Annotated in this window: 13 protein-coding genes; 8 read left to right on the top strand and 5 right to left on the bottom strand. The window is 62.4% G+C overall.

Features of this window, described 5'->3' with window-relative positions:
• Positions 1 to 85 precede the first annotated feature (85 nt).
• On the bottom strand, positions 86 to 847 hold the full coding sequence (locus BT116_RS09280; RefSeq protein ID WP_063323460.1) for a slipin family protein: 762 nt from the start codon (positions 845 to 847) through the stop codon (positions 86 to 88).
• A gap of 1 nt (position 848) precedes the next feature.
• On the bottom strand, positions 849 to 1373 hold the full coding sequence (locus BT116_RS09285; RefSeq protein ID WP_072342591.1) for an NfeD family protein: 525 nt from the start codon (positions 1371 to 1373) through the stop codon (positions 849 to 851).
• 148 nt (positions 1374 to 1521) lie between these two features.
• Here BT116_RS09285 and BT116_RS09290 point away from each other — a divergent pair, with 148 nt between their 5' ends.
• From BT116_RS09290 to BT116_RS09305, 4 genes are all read left to right on the top strand, one after another.
• Positions 1522 to 1767 carry a DUF2789 domain-containing protein gene (locus BT116_RS09290; protein WP_072342594.1) on the top strand — a complete coding sequence of 82 codons (246 nt, stop codon included), beginning with the start codon at positions 1522 to 1524 and terminating at the stop codon, positions 1765 to 1767.
• Between the two features lie 213 nt (positions 1768 to 1980).
• Entirely contained in the window at positions 1981 to 2562 is a 582-nt protein-coding gene (locus BT116_RS09295; protein WP_072342597.1) for an alpha/beta hydrolase, read from the top strand.
• A 47-nt stretch (positions 2563 to 2609) separates the two neighbouring features.
• Entirely contained in the window at positions 2610 to 3545 is a 936-nt protein-coding gene (locus tag BT116_RS09300) for a sigma 54-interacting transcriptional regulator (RefSeq protein WP_072342600.1), read from the top strand.
• 313 nt (positions 3546 to 3858) lie between these two features.
• Positions 3859 to 4641: a MetQ/NlpA family ABC transporter substrate-binding protein gene (locus tag BT116_RS09305; protein WP_072342603.1), complete on the top strand. Its 783-nt coding sequence runs from the start codon at positions 3859 to 3861 to the stop codon at positions 4639 to 4641.
• Positions 4642 to 4763: 122 nt separating this feature from the next.
• Here BT116_RS09305 and BT116_RS09310 read toward each other — a convergent pair whose 3' ends face one another.
• Complete coding sequence (locus BT116_RS09310; RefSeq protein ID WP_072342606.1) at positions 4764 to 5924, bottom strand: AAA family ATPase; 1161 nt, start codon at positions 5922 to 5924, stop codon at positions 4764 to 4766.
• Positions 5925 to 6064: 140 nt separating this feature from the next.
• On the opposite strand from BT116_RS09310, the gene BT116_RS09315 reads away from it, so the two are divergent.
• The 3 genes from BT116_RS09315 to BT116_RS09325 are packed head-to-tail and all read left to right on the top strand — an operon-like array spanning position 6065 to position 11273.
• The gene (locus BT116_RS09315; RefSeq protein ID WP_072342609.1) at positions 6065 to 7168 is read left to right on the top strand and encodes an efflux RND transporter periplasmic adaptor subunit; all 1104 of its coding nucleotides are present in this window, start codon (positions 6065 to 6067) and stop codon (positions 7166 to 7168) included.
• On the top strand, positions 7165 to 8229 hold the full coding sequence (locus tag BT116_RS09320) for an efflux RND transporter periplasmic adaptor subunit (RefSeq protein WP_072342612.1): 1065 nt from the start codon (positions 7165 to 7167) through the stop codon (positions 8227 to 8229). The genes BT116_RS09315 and BT116_RS09320 overlap by 4 nt, the downstream gene beginning before the upstream one ends.
• Positions 8226 to 11273: an efflux RND transporter permease subunit gene (locus tag BT116_RS09325; protein WP_063323452.1), complete on the top strand. Its 3048-nt coding sequence runs from the start codon at positions 8226 to 8228 to the stop codon at positions 11271 to 11273. Before BT116_RS09320 ends, BT116_RS09325 begins: the two co-directional genes overlap by 4 nt.
• Before the next feature lie 187 nt (positions 11274 to 11460).
• On the opposite strand, the gene BT116_RS09330 is transcribed toward BT116_RS09325, so the two are convergent.
• Entirely contained in the window at positions 11461 to 13680 is a 2220-nt protein-coding gene (locus BT116_RS09330) for a heavy metal translocating P-type ATPase (protein WP_072342615.1), read from the bottom strand.
• 86 nt (positions 13681 to 13766) lie between these two features.
• Between BT116_RS09330 and cadR the strand changes: the two genes are divergently transcribed.
• Positions 13767 to 14213: a Cd(II)/Pb(II)-responsive transcriptional regulator gene (cadR, locus tag BT116_RS09335; RefSeq protein WP_003196623.1), complete on the top strand. Its 447-nt coding sequence runs from the start codon at positions 13767 to 13769 to the stop codon at positions 14211 to 14213.
• A gap of 145 nt (positions 14214 to 14358) precedes the next feature.
• Here the strand turns inward: cadR and BT116_RS09340 are convergent, their stop codons facing one another.
• On the bottom strand, positions 14359 to 15330 hold the full coding sequence (locus BT116_RS09340; RefSeq protein ID WP_072342618.1) for a thymidylate synthase: 972 nt from the start codon (positions 15328 to 15330) through the stop codon (positions 14359 to 14361).
• Between the last annotated feature and the right edge of the window lie 14 nt (positions 15331 to 15344).

Below are 15344 nucleotides of genomic sequence, written 5' to 3' on the forward strand. Positions count from 1 at the left end.
TCGCCAGGTAGGGGCTGCTTCGCAACCCAGCGGGGATAAATCCCCTCGCCACAAAGGCAGCCTTGAGCTCAGGGTTATCAACCCATCACGGCTTGTTGGGCGACAACTCAGCCATTCCCTTGAGCAACTCGATCGGCAAGGGAAAGACGATGGTGGAGCTTTTGTCCCCGGCAATCGAGCCCAGCGTCTGCATGTAGCGCAACTGCATGGCCCCTGGCTGGCGGCCGAGCATTTCGGCGGCCTGCATGAGTTTTTCCGAGGCCTGCAGCTCGCCTTCGGCGTGGATCACCTTGGCCCGGCGTTCGCGCTCGGCTTCGGCTTGGCGGGCGATGGCGCGGATCATCGATTCGTTGAGGTCCACGTGCTTGATCTCGACATTTGCCACCTTGATGCCCCAGGCGTCGGTCTGGGCATCGAGCACTTGCTGGATGTCGCCGTTCAATTGCTCGCGCTCGGCCAGCAGTTGGTCCAGGTCATGCTTGCCGAGGACCGCGCGCAAGGTGGTCTGGGCCAGTTGGCTGGTGGCCATGAGGAAGTTTTCGACCTGGATGATGGCTTTCTGCGGATCGAGCACGCGGAAATACAGCACCGCGTTGACCTTTACCGAGACGTTGTCGCGGGTGATCACGTCCTGGGGCGGCACGTCGAGGACAATGGTGCGCAGGTCGACGCGGATCATCTGCTGCACCACCGGAATCAGCAGGATCAATCCCGGCCCCTTGACCTGCCAGAACCGACCGAGTTGGAACACCACCGCTCGTTCGTATTCGCGCAGGATCCGGAACGTCGCACCCGCCAGTGCAATCAACAGTAACAACAGCAGCACAAAACCGATTTGCATGCCCATCTCAGACTCCTTGTGAATCAGCGGGGGCCACTTCCAACAGCAAACCCTTGCGGGTGATGACTCGCACCGCTTGCCCAGGCCGCAGCGGCGTTGCGCTTGCCACCTGCCAGCGTTCGCCTTCCAACTGGACCCAGCCATGATGATGATTGCCGGCCTGCAACGCGGTCACCATCGTGACGCTGCCCAACAGCGTCGCATCGCCGCTGACAGGCTGGCGCGGTCGTGTTTTCAACGCACGGACCAACAGGACGATCAGCAGCAAGGCGCTGACCAGGCCCAGGCCGAGCATCAGCGGAGCCGGTAGATCGGCGTTGGTCAGGATGACCGCGCCAATCACGCACAGGACAATGCCACCCAGCCCTGCGATACCGTAATTGGGCAGGGCCGCCTCGAAGACCAGCAAGGCCACGCCAACGGCAACCAGCCAGAAACCCAGGGAATCGGTGCCTGGCAGCACGAGGCCATCGGCGCCGAGCACAGGTCCGCTGATCGCCAGCAGCGCAACCGTCAACCAGTGAATGTTCACAGGACCCTCCGCAACGTGTATTCGTCGGGATGTTATTCAAAGTCTAGTCGAGTCGAGGGTTGATTGAATTTTGATCAGTCTGGCGGTCGTCGAGGGGCTAGACTGCGGAGAAACACCCCGCCATCTCCATTATGTTCAGGAGGCCCGTATGCAAACCCCAATTCATCCTCTTTCCTCATTATTCAAGCAACTGGGCTTGCCCGATGACGCCCAGGGCATTGATCAATTTATCACCAGCCATTCACCCCTCAAGCCTGGGCTGCACCTGGCCGATGCGTTTTTCTGGAGCGAGGGCCAGCGGCAAATGCTGCGCGACGAGATCCTCGAGGATGCGGACTGGGCGGAGGTGATAGACCAGTTGGATGTGTTGTTGCGCAAGGGGCGTAGCGAGTGAGACCGACGCAATACCTGTGGGAGCGAGCTTGCTCGCGATGGCGGGCTGTCAGTCAACATTGATGTAACGGACCTGACACTATCGTGAGCAAGCTCGCATTCACAGGTTTGAATCAATATTCTTTTACGGTCTTAACAAATAGCTTCTTATTCCTTAAATAATATAGCTCTCCTCCCTATACTCGTCCGGGAACAGACACGCAGGAGAGCACCCATGCGCAACGAATCGATTCGCTACCTGATTGTGCCGGGCTGGCAAGGATCGCCAGAAAATCATTGGCAAACTCACTGGCAGAACAGCCTGCCCAACAGCGCGCGGGTCGAGCAGGCCGACTGGGTCACTCCCCGGCGTGAAGACTGGGTCGCGGCGTTGGCCGAGGCCGTGGCCGCCGACAGCGCGCCAGTGATCCTGATTGCCCATAGCCTGGGTTGCATCACGGTGGCCCATTGGGCCGCCACCGCGCCGGTGCAGTTTCTGCGCCAAGTGCGCGGGGCATTGTTGGTGGCGCCGGCGGATGTCGAGCGGCCGGCCTGCGCTCCGGCATTGCGCAACTTCGCGCCGATTCCCACAGATCTGTTGCCGTTCCCAAGCCAAGTGGTCAGCTCCGACAACGACGCCGCCGTGAGCGCCCCGCGCGCCCTGGAACTGGCCCGTAACTGGGGCGCCGAGGCCGGGATTCTGTCCGGGGCGGGGCATATCAATGTGAAGTCCGGTCACCAGCGTTGGGAGCAGGGTTTCGCTTACCTCTATCGCCTGCAAAACCGCATGGAACATCACGCCCTGCGTCGCGCCTGAATTTTTAGCGCCCCCCGTCTCCCGGCGGTCTGGGGCGGGAGCCTGCCATGAGTTTGCATGAAACCTTCGGTCAGCCCTTGCTGACCTTTCCCGATGCGGAAAAAAGCCCCCTGAGCATTCGCGCCAAGGCGCTGGTGTTCGTCGACCCACGTTCGCGGCTGCTGCGCCAGGCGTTGGAGCAACTGGCGCCGCGTGCGGTCTCGGTGCTGATACGGGGTGAAACCGGTAGCGGCAAGGAACTGCTGGCTCGACATATCCATCGCGAAAGTGATCGCGGTGGGTTGTTTGTGTCGGTCAACTGCGGCGCCATCAGCCCGACCTACGCCGACGCCGAACTGTTTGGCTACGCTGCCGGCAGCTACAGCGGTTCGGCCAGCAGCCGGGCCGGTTGGTTTGGTTCGGCCAACGGCGGCACCCTTTACCTGGATGAAATCGGTGATTTGCCGCTGCCGATCCAGATCAAATTGCTAGCGGCCCTGGAAAACCATGAAGTCACCCGTGTGGGGGCGCATCAGCCCAGCCCGGTAGATGTCCGCCTGGTGGCAGCGACCAGCATCGACCTGGCGCAAGCGGTGGCGGCCGGGAAATTCCACGAGCGGCTCTACCATTACCTTGGCGAAGGCCAGCTGGAACTGCCGGCCCTGCGTGAGCGGGTGGGCGATATCCTGTCCCTGGCCGAATATTTCCTGGGCATCTACAGCCAGCGACTCGGTCTCAGCGTGCCGCTGATCAGTGAAGCGGCGCAGTACGCCCTCGAGCGGCACAGTTGGCCGGGCAACACCCGCGAGCTGGAAAACGTCATTCACTTCGCGTTGCTGGTGAGCACCGGTGACGAGATTTTACCCGAGCACCTGAATTTGCCGCCCCAGCCTTCAGTGCCTGAACTGATCGAGCAGCAAGTGGCGCAGGTCATCGCAGGGGGATCGGAAGGTGAGCGTGCCGCACTCAAGGTGCTGCTCAATCGATTGGACCAAACGCTGTAGAAAACACCGGAACTCGTGGCGAGGGGATTTATCCCCGCTGGGCTGCGAAGCAGCCCCTAAGCGATCAACTCAATCTGCCTGACACACCGGGTGCCGGCATTTAGGGCCGCTTCGCGCCCCAGCGGGGATAAATCCCCTCGCCACAAAAGCAGTGTTAGCTATATGATGAAAATGAATATGAACTTGAACAAAAGATATTGTTAAGGAATAAAAAATGTCGGTATTGTCCGCATCACGCCAGCGATAGCATTTCACTGGCACTCCACATTTGGCCGTCGTCCATGACGACAGTGATTTTCGATAAGGACACTGCATGAAAAAGGTTCTGTTGTTCACCGCATTGGCGGCAGCCCTGGCCTCGGGCCTGGCCCAGGCCGCGGAGAAACTGGTCGTGGCCGCCACCCCGGTACCCCACGCTGAAATCCTCGAGCTGATCAAGCCGGCCCTGGCCAAAGAAGGTGTGGACCTGGAAATCAAGGTATTCACCGACTACGTCCAACCCAACGTACAGGTTGATCAGAAGCGCCTGGACGCCAACTACTTCCAGACCCTGCCGTACCTGACGAACTTCAACGAAGGCAAAGGCACCCATCTGGTGACCGTGATCGGCGTTCACGTCGAACCGTTCGGCGGCTACTCGAAGAAGTACAAAAAGCTGGCTGATCTGCCGACTGGCGCGACCATCGCGTTGCCTAACGAAGGCAGCAACAGCGGCCGTGCCCTGATCCTGCTGCAGAAGGCTGGGCTGATCGAGTTGAAAGACCCGAAAAACGCTCTGGCGACCCCGAAAGATATCGCCAAGAACCCGCACAACTTCAAGTTCAAGGAACTGGAGTCGGCCATGCTGCCGCGCGTGCTGGACCAGGTCGACCTGGACCTGATCAACACCAACTATGCCCTGGAAGCGGGTCTTAACCCAGCCAAGGACGCACTGGTAATCGAAGGCGCGGATTCGCCTTACGTCAACTTCCTGGTGGCCCGTCCGGACAACAAGGACAGCCCGGCCATCCAGAAGCTGGCCAAGGCCCTGACCAGCCCTGAAGTGAAAGCGTTCATCGAGAAGAAATACAGCGGCGCGGTACTGCCGGCGTTCTGATTCGCGGGCGGAACCTTGTCACGGTTTCAAGCGCCGACGGCTGATACAGCGTCGGCGTTTTTTTGTGCTCGCGTTTTAATTGTGGGAGCGAGCTTGCTCGCGATTCGGTTGTCGGGCGCCAGTCAATCCGGCCAATGCCACGCCGGCTCATCCAAGACCCGTTGCCCGACAATTCCGGTCTGCCCAAGCTCCTTTTCCAGCACGATGCAATTGCAGTCTTCATCCTGCTCCAGGGCGGCGATCAGGCGCGTGGCGTGGGACACCACCCAGACCTGGCAATTGACTGAAGCCCGGATGATCAGCCGCGCCAAGGCCGGCAACAGATCGGGGTGCAGGCTGGTTTCCGGTTCGTTGAGCACCATCAGCGAGGGTGGTCGTGGTGTGAGCAGGGCGGCCACCAGTAGCAGATAGCGCAGGGTCCCATCCGACAGTTCGGCAGCGGACAGCGGGCGCAGAAGGCCATGCTGTTGAAACGCGATAGCGAAACGTCCACCTTGCAGTTTTTCGATGTGCAGTTGAGCACCGGGGAACGCGTCGCCGATGGCGGCATGCAAGGCCTCGATGTCACCGATTTCAAGGATCGTCTGCAGCGCGGCGGCGAGGTCGCGCCCGTCGTGGTGCAGCACCGGCGTGCGGGTGCCCAGTTGCGGTTGGCGCACCGGGGCGTCGGCATCGCTGCGAAAATGATCGTAGAAGCGCCAGCGCCGAATGAACTCGCGCATCTGCAAGACCTCTGGCGAAGTGCGCAGGCTGCCGACCTGGTCGAACAGGCTGTCGAAGGTCGGCGTGTGCTGGGCCAGCACATCCCAGGAGCGGCCTTCGCGGGCACGGATCATCGGGCCGTTGCGGTCCACCAGCAGGCTGGCCGGCCGAAACACCTGGCCGGCCCAGATGCATTCGCGCTTGATTTCAGGGTCCAGTGAAAATGCTGAACGACTGGGCTCTGGCAAGCCCAGGGCGATCGAATAGCTGAAGTCCTCCCCAGCGAAGCCCAGGCGCAGGCGCTTGGTGCCCTGGCGCACAATCGCCTGGACCGGCACCTCGCCGTTACGCATGCGCCGGCTGATTTCTTCCGGCCCGGCCCAGAAGGTCGAGTCCAGTCCGCCTTCGCGGGCCAGGGCGTTGACCACACCGCCCTGGGCTGTCTCCGCCAGCAGGCGCAGGGCGCGGTACAGATTGGATTTGCCGCTGCCGTTGGGACCGGTGATCAGGTTCAGCCGGCCCAGGGGGATTACCAGCTTGTTGATGGATCGGTAATTGGCCACCGCCAGGGTCTTGAGCATGAGCAGACTCCTGCTGCTGGGGGGCCATAGGGAGGCGATCAGTTTGCCCGATTTGTTGCGTCCATTGTATTCGTTGAACCCTGTTCTAAGCTCACAGTCGTATCGTCACTGGTACGTCCGTACAGCGCAAAGGAGTCTGCATGGCTGGTCCCCGAATCAAACTCGTAGTCGGCCTGGGCCTCTGTGTGCTGCTGGCCGGATGCGGCGATGAAAAGCCTGTGGAAAAAGCCCTGCCGCGGGTTTTCGTGCAGCAAGCCGTGCCCAGCGAATACGCCGCTTCGGTGACCTTGACCGGCGATGTCCAGGCGCGGGTGCAGGCTGATCTGTCGTTTCGCGTGGGTGGCAAGATCATCGAGCGCAAGGTCGATGTCGGCGCCCGGGTTTCGGCCCGGCAAGTGCTGGCCCGGCTCGATCCTCGGGACCTGCAGACCAACGTCGACTCCGCAGCGGCCCAGGTGGCCGCCGAGCAGGCGCGGGTCAAGCAGAGTGCGGCGGCGTTCGTGCGCCAGCAGAAACTCTTGCCCAAGGGCTACACCAGCCAGAGCGAGTACGACGCCGCCCAGGCTCAACTGCGCAGCAGCCAGAGTGCGCTGACCGCCGCCCAGGCCCAGCTGGCCAACGCCCGCGAACAACTGAGCTACACCGCACTGATTGCCGAGGCCCCGGGCATCATCACCGCGCGCCAGGCGGAAGTCGGCCAAGTGGTGCAGGCGACGGAGCCGATCTTCAGCCTGGCCCGGGATGGCGAACGCGACGCAGTGTTCAACATCTACGAGTCGCTGTTGAGCGAACCGCCATCGGACCCTGCGATCATCATCAGTCTGCTGGATAACCCCGCCATCAAGACCACCGGCACGGTGCGCGAGATCACCCCGGCGGTGTCTGCCCAGACCGGCACCGTGCAGGTCAAGGTCACCCTTGATGATCTGCCCGAAGGCATGCACCTGGGCTCGGTGGTCAGTGCCACGGCCAAAGCCGCCGGCAAGACCGCCTTCGAGCTGCCCTGGTCGGCCCTGACCAAGAACCTCAGTGAGCCGGCCGTGTGGCTGGTGGACAGCGAGGGCAAGGCGCAGTTGCAGACGGTGACCGTCGGCCGCTACCTGACCGGCAAAGTCATCATCAGCGATGGCCTCAAGGGCGGTGAGAAAATCATCACCGCCGGCGGGCAATTGCTACACCCCGGCGTACGCGTCGAGATCGCTGAAAACACCTCTGGAAAAACCACGTCGGGAGTCCAGCCATGAAGGGTTTATGGATGGTCTCGGTCGGCCTCTTGCTGGCCGCCTGCTCCCAGGAAGAAGCGCCACCCGAACCGGTGCGCCCAGTGTTGTCAGTTGAAGTCAGGGCCCTCGACCAGCAGGCGCTTGGGCGGTTCGCCGGGAATATCCAGGCCCGCTACGAGAGCAACGTGGGTTTCCGCGTGCCAGGACGGATCGCCAGCCGCAATGTCGATGTCGGCGCTGAGGTGAAGAAGGGCGACCTGCTTGCCACGCTCGACCCTACCGACCAGCAGAACCAATTGCGCGCCGCCCAGGGCGATCTGGCGCGGATCGAGGCGCAGTACATCAATGCCCAGGCCAATGCCCGCCGCCAGCAGCAATTGTTCGACCGTGGCGTCGGTGCCCAGGCGCAACTGGACATCGCCCAGACCGACTTGAAAACTACCGGCGCATCCCTTGAACAGGCCCGGGCTTCGGTGGAGCAGGCCCGCGACCAGCTCAACTACAGCGAACTGCATACCGACCATGACGCTGTCGTCACGGCCTGGAATGCCGAAGCCGGGCAGGTGGTCACCGCCGGCCAGCAAGTGGTGACCCTGGCCCGCCCGGACATCAAGGAGGCGGTGATCGACCTGCCGGCCGATCTCGTCGACCGGCTGCCCGCGGACGTGGTGTTCGAAGTCACCGCGCAAATGGACCCGAGCATCCATACCACCGCCACCGTGCGCGAGATCGAACCCCAGGCCCAGAGCGCCACCCGTACCCGCCGCGCGCGCCTGACATTGGCCGATACACCCCCAGGTTTTCGCCTGGGCACGGCCATCAGCGTGACCCTGAGCTCGACCATCGAGCCGCGCATCGAGCTGCCACTCAGCGCGTTGCAAGAGATCGACGGCAAGGCGCGGATCTGGTTGGTCGACCCGCACAGCCAGACCGTCTCCCCCCGTGACGTGCGGATTCTCGAACGTTCGGCCAGCTCGGTGCTGGTGGCCAACGGCATCAAGGCCGGCGATCGCGTGGTCAGCGCCGGGGTGAACAGTCTCCAGCCGGGGCAGAAAGTGAAACTCGACGAGGATGTACGATGAAAGGGCCTTTCAATCTGTCCGAATGGGCCCTGCGGCATCAGTCGTTCGTCTGGTACCTGATGTTCGTGGCGTTGTTGATGGGCGTGTTTTCGTACATGAACCTGGGGCGCGAAGAAGACCCATCGTTCACGATCAAGACCATGGTCATCCAGACCCGTTGGCCTGGCGCGACCCAGGAAGAAACCCTCAGGCAGGTCACCGACCGCATCGAGAAGAAGCTCGAAGAGCTTGATTCCCTCGACTACGTCAAAAGCTACACCCGACCGGGAGAATCGACGGTATTCGTGTACCTGCTCGACACCACCGCAGCCAAGGAAATCCCCGAGATCTGGTACCAGGTGCGCAAGAAGATCAACGATATTCGCGGCGATTTTCCTGACGGCCTGCAAGGGCCCGGGTTCAACGACGAGTTCGGCGATGTCTACGGTTCGGTGTACGCCTTCACTGGCGACGGCCTGTCGATGCGCCAGTTGCGCGATTACGTGGAACAGGTGCGCGCCGAGATCCATGACGTCCCGGGCCTGGGCAAGGTCGAGATGGTGGGCGAGCAGGACGAAGTGCTCTACCTGAACTTCTCCACGCGCAAACTTGCCGCGCTGGGGATCGACCAGCGCGAAGTCGTGCAGAGCCTGCAAACCCAGAACGCCGTGACCCCGGCCGGAGTGATCGATGCCGGGCCCGAGCGGATTTCCGTGCGCACGTCCGGGCAGTTCCAATCCGAAAAAGACCTGGCCAACGTCAACTTGCGGCTCAATGACCGCTTCTATCGGCTGGCCGACATCGCCGACATCAGCCGCGGTTATGTTGACCCTGCCACGCCGATGTTCCGTTTCAACGGTACACCGGCCATCGGCCTCGCCATCGCAATGAAGAAGGGCGGCAACATCCAGGATTTCGGCAAGGCGCTGCATGCGCGCATGAGCGAGCTGACCGCTGACCTACCGGTGGGCGTTGGCGTGCATACCGTGTCGGACCAGGCCGAAGTGGTGGAGGAGGCGGTCGGCGGCTTCACCAGTGCCTTGTTCGAGGCGGTGATCATCGTCCTGGTCGTCAGCTTCGTCAGCCTCGGCGTCAGGGCCGGACTGGTGGTGGCCTGCTCGATTCCGCTGGTGCTGGCGATGGTCTTCCTGTTCATGGAATACAGCGGCATCACCATGCAGCGCATTTCCCTCGGTGCGTTGATCATCGCCCTCGGCCTGCTGGTGGACGACGCGATGATCACCGTGGAAATGATGGTCACGCGCCTGGAAAAAGGCGACAGCAAGGACCAGGCCGCGACGTTCGCCTATACCTCGACGGCATTCCCGATGCTCACCGGGACCCTGGTGACCGTGGCCGGTTTCGTGCCCATCGGCCTGAACGCCAGTTCTGCGGGTGAGTACACCTTCACCCTGTTCGCGGTCATCGCCGTGGCGATGCTGGTGTCATGGATCGTCGCGGTGTTGTTTGCCCCGGTGATCGGCGTGCACATCCTCAGCACCAACGTGAAACCCCACAGCGCCGAGCCGGGGCGGATCGGCCGGGCGTTCAACGGTGGCCTGTTGTGGGCGATGCGCAATCGCTGGTGGGCCATCGGCATCACCGTGTTGCTGTTCGTGCTGTCGGTGTTTTGCATGCGTTTCGTGCAGAACCAGTTCTTCCCGTCCTCGGACCGGCCGGAAATCCTGGTGGACCTCAACCTGCCGCAAAACGCCTCGATGGACGAAACCCGCCGGGCGGTCGATCGCCTGGAAGCGACCCTCAAGGGCGACCCGGATATCGAGCGCTGGAGCACCTACATCGGCGAAGGCGCGATTCGCTTTTACCTGCCGCTGGACCAGCAACTGCAGAACCCGTACTACGCGCAACTGGTGATTGTCAGCAAGGGCCTGGAGTCCCGCACGGCCCTCACCGAGCGCTTGCAAAAGCGTCTACGTGAGGATTTCGTCGGGATTGGCAGCTACGTTCAAGCCCTGGAAATGGGGCCGCCGGTGGGCCGGCCGATTCAGTACCGGGTCAGCGGCAAGGACATCGACCAGGTGCGCAAGCATGCGATCGAGCTGGCCACCGAGCTGGACAAGAACTCGCACATTGGCGAAATCATTTACGACTGGAACGAACCGGGCAAGGTGCTGCGCATTGACATCGCCCAGGACAAGGCGCGGCAGTTGGGCTTGTCTTCCGATGATGTGGCCAGGCTGATGAACAGCATCGTCAGCGGCTCGCCGGTGACCCAGGTCAACGACGATATCTACCTGATCGATGTGGTGGGTCGCGCTGAAGATGCCGAGCGCGGTTCGCCGGAAACCCTGCAGAACCTGCAAATCGTCACCCCGGGCGGCACCTCGATTCCGTTGCTGGCGTTCGCCACGGTGCGCTATGAACTGGAACAGCCCTTGGTGTGGCGTCGTGACCGCAAGCCCACCATCACCATCAAGGCTGCCGTGCGCGACGAGATCCAGCCCACCGACCTGGTCAAGCAACTGCAACCGGCGATCGACAAGTTCGCCGCCGGCCTGCCTGTGGGCTACAAGGTCGCCACGGGCGGTACGGTGGAAGAGAGCAGCAAGGCCCAAGGGCCGATCGCCAGTGTCGTGCCGTTGATGCTGTTCTTGATGGCGACCTTCCTGATGATCCAGTTGCACAGCGTGCAGAAGCTGTTCCTGGTGGCGAGCGTCGCGCCCCTCGGGTTGATCGGCGTGGTGCTGGCGCTGGTGCCGACGGGCACGCCCATGGGTTTTGTGGCGATCCTCGGGATCCTCGCGTTGATTGGCATCATCATCCGCAACTCGGTGATCCTGGTGACCCAGATCGATGAATACGAACGTGACGGCTACGAACCCTGGGATGCGGTGGTGGAGGCCACCGAGCACCGGCGCCGGCCAATCCTGCTCACAGCGGCGGCCGCGAGCCTGGGGATGATCCCGATTGCCCGGGAAGTGTTCTGGGGGCCAATGGCCTACGCGATGATCGGAGGGATCATCATCGCCACCCTACTGACGCTGCTGTTCCTGCCGGCGCTGTATGTGGCCTGGTACAAGATCCGCGAGCCGAAGCGCGATTGACACGGCCGCACAATTGCTCTTGTGGCGAGGGGATTTATCCCCGCTGGGCTGCGAAGCAGCCCCAAAAGGCTGCCAACCCGGTATGTCAGGTTGAGTGAGGTTGCTCTCTTTGGGGCTGCGGTGCAGCCCAGCGGGGATAAATCCCCTCGCCACAGGTTAGGTGTCTGGTCTCGGCTGCGCGCACCTTTTACTTGCGCAACAACCGCAACCCATTGAACACCACCAACAAACTCACCCCCATGTCGGCGAACACCGCCATCCACATGGTGGCGAGCCCGGCGAAGGTGAACCCAAGAAAGATCGCCTTGATCACCAACGCCAAGGCAATGTTCTGTTTCAGGATGCTGGAAGTCTGCCGCGACAGACGAATGAACGCCGGAATCTTGCGCAGATCATCGTCCATCAGCGCGACGTCGGCAGTCTCGATGGCCGTGTCGGTGCCGGCCGCCGCCATGGCGAAACCGATTTCCGAACGGGCCAGGGCCGGGGCGTCGTTGATGCCGTCGCCGACCATGCCGACGCGGTGACTCTGGGCGTACAACGCTTCAATGGCTTGCAGCTTGTCTTCGGGCAACAGGTCGCCCCGAGCCTGGTCCATGCCCACCTGCGCGGCAATTGCGTCGGCGGTGTGGGCGTTGTCGCCGGTAAGCATCAAGGTCTTGATGCCCAGGTCATGCAGTTGCCGGATGGCTTCGCGGCTGGAGTCCTTCACGGTGTCGGCCACGGCAAACAGCGCCAAGGGGCCTGTAGCGTCGAGCAGCAGCACGACGGACTTGCCTTGTTTTTCCAGGGCGAAGAGTTTCTCTTCCAGTTCGGGGGAGCACAGGCCGAGGTCTTCCACGAGGCGGTGATTGCCCAGGTGATAAGTCTGCCCGCCGATGTCGCCGCGCACGCCGCGCCCGGCAAGCGCCTCGAAGTTATCCACAACCTGCGGTGCCAGCTGCTTATCCACAGCCGCGTTGGCAATCGCCCGGGAAACCGGGTGGTCGGAGCGGGCGGCGAGGCTGGCGGCCAAGGCCGGAGCGGTGGTTTCCACGCTCGGGTCCAGCGCCACATAGTCGGTTTGCACCGGCTTGCCGTGGGTGAGCGTGCCGGTCTTGTCCAGGGCCAGATAGTCGAGCTTGTAGCCACCTTCCAGGTACACGCCGCCCTTGACCAGGATGCCTTTGCGCGCCGCTGCGGCAAGGCCGCTGACGATGGTCACGGGGGTGGATATCACCAGTGCGCACGGGCAAGCGACCACCAGCAGCACCAGCGCCCGGTAGATCCAGTCGAACCACGCGGCGCCCATGAACAGCGGTGGGATGATGGCGACAGCCAGGGCCAGGACAAACACCGCCGGGGTGTAGATTTTCGAGAACTGGTCGACGAAGCGCTGGGTCGGCGCGCGGGAGCCCTGGGCCTGTTCCACGGCGTGGATGATCCGCGCCAGGGTGGAGTGATCGGCCGCCGCGGTCACGGTGTATTCCAGCTCGCCGGCCTGGTTGATGGTGCCGGCGAACACCTTGTCGCCGATGGTTTTTTCCACCGGCAGGCTCTCGCCCGTGATCGGTGCCTGGTCAATGGTCGAACGACCGGCGACCACGTCGCCGTCCAGGCCAACCCTTTCGCCCGGGCGAACCCGTATCCGCGCACCGAGGGCGATGACTTTTACGTCCTGCACCTGCCAGCTGCCATCGGCCTGTTGCACGGTGGCCTGTTGCGGAGCCATCTGCATCAGGCCGCTGATGGCGTTGCGCGCGCGGTCGAGGGATTTGGCTTCGATCAGCTCGGCCACGGTGAACAGGAACATCACCATCGCCGCTTCCGGCCATTGGCCGATCAGCGCGGCGCCGGTCACGGCGATGCTCATCAGCGCGTTGATGTTCAAGTTGCGGTTTTTCAGGGCTATCCAGCCCTTCTTGTAGGTACCCAGGCCGCCGCTGAGGATCGATACCAACGCCACCAGTGCGACCACCCAGTTTGGCACGGCATTGGTGAAGTGGATCAACTCGGCGCCCAGGGCTGTCACGCCGGACAGCGCCAGCGGCCACCAGGGCTTGGCCGGGGCGGGCAAGTCAGGGGAGGCTTTCTCTTTGCCTGGAGTCATCGGCTCGGCCTGCATCCCTAAGGATTCGATAGCCTTGATGATTGGCGCGTCGCTAGGCAAATCGTGGGTCACGCCCAGCACGCGGTTGATCAGGTTGAAGTCCAGTCGCTGCACGCCTTCGAGCTTGCCGAGCTTGTTCTGGATCAGCGTCTGTTCGGTGGGGCAGTCCATGGCTTCGATGCGAAAACTGCTCAGCCGCGCACCGTCCGTCGGCGTTTTGCCGAGGATGACCACAGGCGGGGCTGCTTTCGATGCGCAGCAGGAATGCCCGTGGTCATGGCCGTGGTCGGGTTTGTGGATGTGAAGGGAATCGCTCATCGGGTGACGTCCGTGAAAAGTGCCTGTTGCGCAGTAAAGACCCTGTAGCCACTATAGGGTCAAGCACCTATTTGGGAGGCCGCATCATGAAGATCGGAGAACTGGCGAAAATCACCGACTGCCAGGTCGAAACCATCCGCTACTACGAGCGCGAAGGCTTGCTGCCGGAACCGGCCCGTAGCGACGGCAATTACCGCGTCTACACCCAGGCCCATGCCGAGCGGCTGACGTTCATCCGCAATTGCCGCACCCTGGACATGACCCTGGAAGAAATCCGCAGCCTCCTGGCCCTGCGCGACAGCCCCCAGGACCAGTGCGAAAGTGTCAACGCGCTGATCGACGAGCACATCCAGCACGTCAAGGCCCGCATCGACGGCCTGCTGGCCTTGCAGACGCAACTGATCGACCTGCGCCATCGCTGTGGCGAAGGGCCGGACCTGGATCAATGCGGAATCTTGCAGCGGCTGGAGGTCAGTGGTGCGGTGGCGCCGGAGGTGGAGCATTCGCATGTGGGGCGCAGTCATGGGCATTGAGGGCCCATGCCACCGATCGGGACCCCATGGAGACCCAATGTGGGAGCGAGCTTGCTCGCGATAGCGGCCTGGCAGTCAACCTCTATGTTGAATGTAAGGGCCTCATCGCGAGCAAGCTCGCTCCCACAGGGGAGGGTGGTGTGGCTTAGACCGCCATCGGCGCGGTCATCGGCGCGTGGTGCTGGTAGCCTTCGAGGGAAAAGTCGCTCGGTTCCACCAGCTCCAGCCACTCCGGCTGGTACACGCCGGTCTTGGCGAACTCCGGCACACGCTCGGAAATCACCAGTTTCGGCATCGGGAACGGCTCGCGCTTGAGCTGTTCGTTGAGCATGTCCAAGTGGTTTTCGTAGACATGGGCATCGCCGATGAAATAGGTGAACCAGCGCGGCGTGTAGCCGGTCAGGCGACCGATCAGGCTCAGCAGCGCGGCGCCTTCGGTGAGGTTGAATGGCGTGCCCAGGCCCAGGTCGTTGGAGCGGATGTAGAGGGTCAGGGAGATTTCCTTGGTCTCGACGTTCGGGTGGAACTGGTAGAGCAGGTGGCACGGCGGCAGGGCCATCTCATCGAGCTGCGCGCAGTTCCAGCCGTGGAACAGGATGCGCCGGCTGCCCGGGTCCTTGATGATGGTGTCGACGCATTGGCGAACCTGGTCGATGGCCTTGTACAGCACCACGTAGGCCTGGCCATTTTCTTCGCCTTCGGCGATCTGCCGGTAACCCTGGGCCAGTGTCTGCTCGATGGCCGCCGGATTGCTCAGGGGGATCTGTTTATAGGCCGGCCATTTGCGCCATTGCACGCCGTAGATCTCGCCCAGGTCGTCTTCGCCCTGGCGGAACGGGTTGGCCAGCCACTGGGCATTTTCGTTGGCGTTCTGGTCCCAGACCTTGCAGCCCAGGGCGCGGAACTCGGCGGCATTGTTCACGCCACGGAGAAAACCGCACATCTCGCCAATGGCCGACTTGAAAGCCATCTTGCGGGTGGTGATGGCCGGGAAGCCGTCCTGCAAGTCATAGCGCAGCATGGCGCCGGGGAAGCTGATGGTGTTCACGCCGGTGCGGTTGGCCTGCTTGGTGCCGTTCTTGATGACGTGGGCCACCAGATCGAGATATTGCTTCATGGGTTACCTGTGTC

Origin of the sequence: Pseudomonas sp. NFACC16-2 (assembly GCF_900119205.1) — a bacterium.
In the GTDB taxonomy this organism is placed as follows: domain Bacteria; phylum Pseudomonadota; class Gammaproteobacteria; order Pseudomonadales; family Pseudomonadaceae; genus Aquipseudomonas; species Aquipseudomonas fluorescens_Q.

Excerpts from the sequence above, each read along its gene's own strand:
- BT116_RS09280 (WP_063323460.1), bottom strand. The coding sequence starts at position 847 with ATGGGCATGCAAATCGGTTTTGTGCTGCTGTTGTTACTGTTGATTGCA.
- BT116_RS09290 (WP_072342594.1), top strand. The coding sequence starts at position 1,522 with ATGCAAACCCCAATTCATCCTCTTTCCTCATTATTCAAGCAACTGGGC.
- BT116_RS09295 (WP_072342597.1), top strand. The coding sequence starts at position 1,981 with ATGCGCAACGAATCGATTCGCTACCTGATTGTGCCGGGCTGGCAAGGA.
- BT116_RS09300 (WP_072342600.1), top strand. The coding sequence starts at position 2,610 with ATGAGTTTGCATGAAACCTTCGGTCAGCCCTTGCTGACCTTTCCCGAT.
- BT116_RS09305 (WP_072342603.1), top strand. The coding sequence starts at position 3,859 with ATGAAAAAGGTTCTGTTGTTCACCGCATTGGCGGCAGCCCTGGCCTCG.
- BT116_RS09310 (WP_072342606.1), bottom strand. The coding sequence starts at position 5,924 with ATGCTCAAGACCCTGGCGGTGGCCAATTACCGATCCATCAACAAGCTG.
- BT116_RS09315 (WP_072342609.1), top strand. The coding sequence starts at position 6,065 with ATGGCTGGTCCCCGAATCAAACTCGTAGTCGGCCTGGGCCTCTGTGTG.
- BT116_RS09320 (WP_072342612.1), top strand. The coding sequence starts at position 7,165 with ATGAAGGGTTTATGGATGGTCTCGGTCGGCCTCTTGCTGGCCGCCTGC.
- BT116_RS09325 (WP_063323452.1), top strand. The coding sequence starts at position 8,226 with ATGAAAGGGCCTTTCAATCTGTCCGAATGGGCCCTGCGGCATCAGTCG.
- BT116_RS09330 (WP_072342615.1), bottom strand. The coding sequence starts at position 13,680 with ATGAGCGATTCCCTTCACATCCACAAACCCGACCACGGCCATGACCAC.
- cadR (WP_003196623.1), top strand. The coding sequence starts at position 13,767 with ATGAAGATCGGAGAACTGGCGAAAATCACCGACTGCCAGGTCGAAACC.
- BT116_RS09340 (WP_072342618.1), bottom strand. The coding sequence starts at position 15,330 with ATGAAGCAATATCTCGATCTGGTGGCCCACGTCATCAAGAACGGCACC.